Source organism: Kitasatospora sp. A2-31, from assembly GCF_022288725.1.
In the GTDB taxonomy this organism is placed as follows: domain Bacteria; phylum Actinomycetota; class Actinomycetes; order Streptomycetales; family Streptomycetaceae; genus Kitasatospora.
Genome location: NZ_JAKNTA010000070.1, coordinates 1 through 4,398 on the forward strand (window position 1 = coordinate 1; position 4,398 = coordinate 4,398).

Below are 4,398 nucleotides of genomic sequence, written 5' to 3' on the forward strand. Positions count from 1 at the left end.
CCACCGCCGATCGGGACGTCGACTCCAGACTCGGCGACCACGAGTCCCGTCTCCGGCGGCTGGAAGCCGGCCGGTGGCCGCTGCCAACGCTCGGCGCTCTGACCGGCCTGGCCGCGCTCGGCGTCGCCGTCGTCCCGCTCGTCTCCCGCTGACGCACCGCGCCCCCGCACCGGCTCCGGCCGGGCGGGGGCGCTTCGTCGCGTCCGGGCTCAGGCCGCGGCGACCGGCCCGCTGTCGAGGGCGGCCTTCGCGGCGTCCACCGACGCCTGCCAGGTCTGCGCGTGCGCCTGGGCCGCCCGCGCTTCCTCCCAGATCGGATGCGCCCGCAAGGCCAGCGCTGCGGCCACGTAAGCGTTGCGCGCCGCATCGACGTTGCCGCCCTGCTGGCTGGCTGCCGCCCGTGACGGCCATCGGCTCCCAGCTCTCGGCGAGCTGGGTCGGTTCGCCGTCGGCGAGGTACACGTAGCTGGTGTGCATGACAGGGTCGCCGGGTCGGATCTCCAGCCGCGCCGCGATCCGGTCGTCGGCGGCCCGCGGCTGGGACTCGTGCCGCCAGGTGCCGGCCACGCCCTGCCGGGCCAACGTGGCCTCCGTGGGCGATCCCTCGCCGGGCGCGACGCGCTGACGGCGGACCAGGACGGGCGGCGGCTCGGGGCTGCGGACGAAGTACCCGCGTCCCTGCCTCGCGACGACGAGTCCGTCCTGTTCGAGGACGCGGTAGGCCGACTGGCCGACGGCGGTCGAGTAGCCGTGCTCGCGTCGGAGGTCGGCGAGCGAGGGGAGGCGGTCCCCGGGCTGGAACTCTCCGGCGGCGATCCGGGTGCGGAGGCCGTCGGCGATTCGCAGGTAGGGGGAGACGTCGTCGCCGTCTGACATGCGTGTCCTCCTACTGTGCGTGCGCGCTGGGTGACAGACTATGGGCTCTGGCTCTACTGTATGCATAGACCTGAGCCCGATACATACAGGGGGATCGGTGCAGATCGGCATGCGTGCGAGGACGGTCCGGGCCGCCCTGGCCCAGGCGGCGGGCGCCCCGGTGTGCGTCACCCACCCCCGCCCCGGGATCGTCCGGCTCATCGTGCCGGTCGGCCCCGGCGCCATAGAGCGCTGGGCCGACGTGCTCGACATCGTGACGCCGTGCCACGCCTGGGGATCGCTCAACGCCACCGGCACGGTGGCGCTGTGGGCGGAACTGGAGGAGCCGCAATGACCGTTGCCCAGCGGCCGGAGACGCCGCCCTACATCCTCATCACGCTGGACACGTCGCGCGCTGGCCGCTACGTCAGCGCCGAGTGCCAGTTGGACGCTCACCATGGGTGTCCGGGCGGGCTGTGGGACGAGGCCGGCGCCCGCGTGCTCGTCTGCCTCTGCGGACACCCCGGGTGCTCGTGCGCCCGCAATCTGCCAGGGGCGGACCAGTGAGCGTTCCCGATGGGGAGCCCGCCGAGGCAGACGACAGGCCGATCGAGCTGGGCATGTGCGAGTACTGCACTGCGTGGGTCCGCGGCCGATGGGTTCGGGACCAGACGCCCCACACGGCGATCGTCGAGCACTGCGACCCGGACCCCCGATCAGCCCCTCACCCACCCCTCGGCGTCGATAGCCTCGTTGAACTCAAAAGCGGATGCACGGGGGCTGCAGAAAGGGAACTCATGAACCACTTGCCGACGGCCGACGACCCGCAATCGGGCGCCGCGGTCGAGACGTTCCGCGGAACGAACGGTGAGCTCGTCCACGCGCGCCGCGCGCCGATGGGCCTGATCGTGGTGCAGCTCGATCAGGCCGCGGTTGCGATTCCCGCCGCCGAGGCCGCCCGACTCGGCCGAAGGATCCTCCGGCTGGCCAACTTGGAGGGGGAGGGAGGTGATCAGTAGTGGCATGCCCCAGGGGCTGCGGCTGCGCGATGTACGTGAACGGCAGGTACTGGCAGTGTCCGATGTGCGGGTACCTGGTGCCATACAACGGCTACGTGCCCGCGCCCGAGCAGCTGGATGACGCCAGGGCCGCGAGCCCTCTCCGCTGCTGACCAGGCCGACCCGGGCCGGCGTACTGCCTCGCGCCGACCCGGGTCTACTCATCCCGGAGGAGACGCCAGGTCGGGACGCCGAGCGCGCGGGCGGCTGCGACGAGGTCATCCAGGCTGGGCGGCGTGTGGCCGAGCTCCCAGTTGGAGATGGACTGCCGGTCGCGGTTGATCAGCGCGGCGAGCCGCTCCTGACTGACGCCGCGCTGGCGGCGTAAGAAGCGGATCCGGTCGCCGACCGCGCGACGTTCGTGCAGCTGGTGAGGGTCGGGCTGTCGTTGGGGTGGGGTCGGCACCCCTTGACGCTGGCGCGGCCTTGATCAAAAGTCTGCATACCAAGGTCATCACTTGATCGATTACCTGTTCGATAGGATCGCCCTACCGCAGCCCGGGGGGACAGACCGGGAGCACACCCTGTACACCCTCGCCATCCCCGACCTGATCGAGCCCGAGCAGCACGAGCGCCTAGGCGACGCGATCGCCTCCCTCGCCGCGGTACTGCAGGCAGCTCCGATACGGCCCGACCGCGCGAACGCGTACCTCTGGATGATCGCTGGCGAGGGCGGAGAGCAGCGCGTTCTGGACTACATGGGCGCCGAGTCCGCGTTCGAGCTCCGCTTCTACGCGGACGGCAGACACTACACTGCGACGATCACACGTCGGCGGTAGCTGCCTCGCGACGTGCCCACCAGTACAGGAGCTGTGCCACGGTGGCGGCGCCTGCGATCCGCCGCAACTCGGCCAGTCGGTTGTTGACAGTTCGTCGTGAGATGTTCAGCTCGGCTGCCGCGTCGTCCTGGTCAAGGCCGCGCGCGAGGCACCTCAGGATGCCCAGGTGTACCGGCAGTAGCGCGGCCTCCGTCGTCCCATCCCACGGTTCCGCTCGGGCCCAGTCACGTTCGAACCCTGCGGCGACGGCGGCGACCATCGCGGGATCAGTGACTACAGCCGCCTGCTCCTTACTGATCTCCTCGCCGGTCCAGGGGTCGAGGACCGCCACGAAGGCGACCTGGCGATCGATGACGATCGCCCGGCCGAAGGCCTTTCCCGTCCTGACCTGTGCGCCCTGCTCGGTCATGGTCTGGGCCCAGCGGGCGGTCGGCGCGTGGGTTCGGACGCTGGGCAAGTAGATGGTGCGCATCGCGGCCCGGCGGCGGAGGACGCCAAGGTCTCGCTGATAGCTGACGGCCAGCAGGTCCGCGGGCCGCGGGCCGGTCTGCTGGGCTGTCAGGAGCTCACGCTCACAGGTGTTGATCAGCCCTTCCAGCCGCTCGTTGATGGCCGCTTTGCCGGTCAGGATCTCGACGCCGCCGCGCTGGTGGCTGCTGCCTCCGGAGTGTGCGGCCTGGTATGCCGCGGCCAGCGCAGAGACCTGGACAGGAAGTATCTGAGCCTCGGCGATCAGGTCGCCGGCCGCGCGCAGGAGTTCGGTGCGTCGGTCACGCAGTGCCGACAGCGGGTCGAGCGCAACGTAGTTTCCCGGCCGGCCCGTGTCGGGGGCGACGAGGTGGGTCGCGACGAGCTGATCGAGCTCCGGGCAGGGCGCCGGATCTGTGTGCTTGCCGGACAGGATGCCGAGGTACAGATCGCGCACTGCACGAACAGGAAAGAATCGACCTGATGACGCATCAGCCTTCATCCCGATTGCCCCGATTCGCCCTAGATCCCGATTGCCTAATTGTGCAACGTTCGCAGGATATCGCGAGCAGGGTTGATCCGAATTTGAACGGTCTACATGCTGGATCCCAGAGGGGGAACGGCCCCCTCCGCTCACCGGAAGGGGTGAACGATGCACGCTGTCCGTCGCACGGCAGGGATCCTCACCGCCGGCCTCGCCCTCGCGGGCGCCGCAATCGCCATCACCGCGACTCCGCCCTCGGGGCCCGTCGTTCCGGCCGCCGACTCTGTCTGGGGTGCCGTCCCGGTCGAGCCTGCGCCCCACCCGACCCCGGCACCGACCGCGACCCTCGCGGACTCGGTCTGGGGCTAGCGGCTCGCGCCGCTCCACGTGCTCCCGCCCCGCAGTGCCCGCTTGCATCGGGCGCTGAGGGGCGGGAATTCAAGGGGCTGCGGTAGGAACCCTCATTGCTGGGAGGCATCCGGATCCTACCCGCCCCTCGACGCCGCCCCGTACCCCCCAAGTGGAGGGGTGCGGGGCGGCTCGTGCGCCCAGAGGCAGGGAGAACCCAGGGAGTCCTCAGGGAGGAGCCGTGCCGCAGGGAGTGTGCAGGGAGGCTTTGTCCGGGGAGCCTCGGGGATTCATGGGGAAACATGGGGAGCCCGTTCGCCCTGTTCAGTGCCCCGACGACGCCTCTCCAACGGTTCCGTTGCTGACCTCGGGCTCCTCGACGAAGTCCACCTTCTTGAACTGGCGG

The 4,398-nt window shown here is 70.5% G+C and carries 7 protein-coding genes and 1 pseudogene; 4 read left to right on the plus strand and 4 right to left on the minus strand.

Annotated features, from left to right (window positions below; translation table 11 throughout):
* Nucleotides 1-209: 209 nt before the first annotated feature.
* Complete coding sequence (locus MCM47_RS39380; RefSeq protein ID WP_238951689.1) at nucleotides 210-347, minus strand: hypothetical protein; 138 nt, start codon at nucleotides 345-347, stop codon at nucleotides 210-212.
* A gap of 64 nt (nucleotides 348-411) precedes the next feature.
* Nucleotides 412-1,077 (minus strand): annotated as a pseudogene (locus tag MCM47_RS44405) (GntR family transcriptional regulator); the annotation flags it as partial.
* Here MCM47_RS44405 and MCM47_RS39385 point away from each other — a divergent pair.
* Genes MCM47_RS39385 through MCM47_RS39395 form a run of 3 tightly spaced genes read left to right on the plus strand, consistent with a single transcriptional unit; the run spans nucleotide 986 to nucleotide 1,874 of the window.
* Nucleotides 986-1,210: a hypothetical protein gene (locus MCM47_RS39385; RefSeq protein WP_238949585.1), complete on the plus strand. Its 225-nt coding sequence runs from the start codon at nucleotides 986-988 to the stop codon at nucleotides 1,208-1,210. The pseudogene MCM47_RS44405 and the gene MCM47_RS39385 overlap by 92 nt on opposite strands.
* Nucleotides 1,207-1,422, plus strand: a complete 216-nt coding sequence (locus MCM47_RS39390) for a hypothetical protein (RefSeq protein WP_238949586.1) — start codon at nucleotides 1,207-1,209, stop codon at nucleotides 1,420-1,422. Before MCM47_RS39385 ends, MCM47_RS39390 begins: the two co-directional genes overlap by 4 nt.
* Nucleotides 1,419-1,874: a hypothetical protein gene (locus MCM47_RS39395; protein WP_238949587.1), complete on the plus strand. Its 456-nt coding sequence runs from the start codon at nucleotides 1,419-1,421 to the stop codon at nucleotides 1,872-1,874. The genes MCM47_RS39390 and MCM47_RS39395 overlap by 4 nt, the downstream gene beginning before the upstream one ends.
* Nucleotides 1,875-2,070: 196 nt before the next feature.
* On the opposite strand, the gene MCM47_RS39400 is transcribed toward MCM47_RS39395, so the two are convergent.
* Nucleotides 2,071-2,319 (minus strand): helix-turn-helix domain-containing protein, encoded by a 249-nt coding sequence (locus tag MCM47_RS39400; protein ID WP_238949588.1) that lies wholly within the window; start codon nucleotides 2,317-2,319, stop codon nucleotides 2,071-2,073.
* A 52-nt stretch (nucleotides 2,320-2,371) separates the two neighbouring features.
* Here MCM47_RS39400 and MCM47_RS39405 point away from each other — a divergent pair, with 52 nt between their 5' ends.
* Nucleotides 2,372-2,692, plus strand: coding sequence for a hypothetical protein (locus tag MCM47_RS39405; protein ID WP_238949590.1), 321 nt, complete (start codon nucleotides 2,372-2,374; stop codon nucleotides 2,690-2,692).
* On the opposite strand, the gene MCM47_RS39410 is transcribed toward MCM47_RS39405, so the two are convergent.
* Nucleotides 2,676-3,617 (minus strand): hypothetical protein, encoded by a 942-nt coding sequence (locus MCM47_RS39410; protein ID WP_238949592.1) that lies wholly within the window; start codon nucleotides 3,615-3,617, stop codon nucleotides 2,676-2,678. The two genes, MCM47_RS39405 and MCM47_RS39410, sit on opposite strands and share 17 nt — an antisense overlap.
* Between the last annotated feature and the right edge of the window lie 781 nt (nucleotides 3,618-4,398).

What these genes read in the sequence shown, in the direction of transcription:
- MCM47_RS39385 (WP_238949585.1), top strand. Translation starts at nt 986, where the DNA reads ATGCGTGCGAGGACGGTCCGGGCCGCCCTGGCCCAGGCGGCGGGCGCC.
- MCM47_RS39390 (WP_238949586.1), top strand. Translation starts at nt 1,207, where the DNA reads ATGACCGTTGCCCAGCGGCCGGAGACGCCGCCCTACATCCTCATCACG.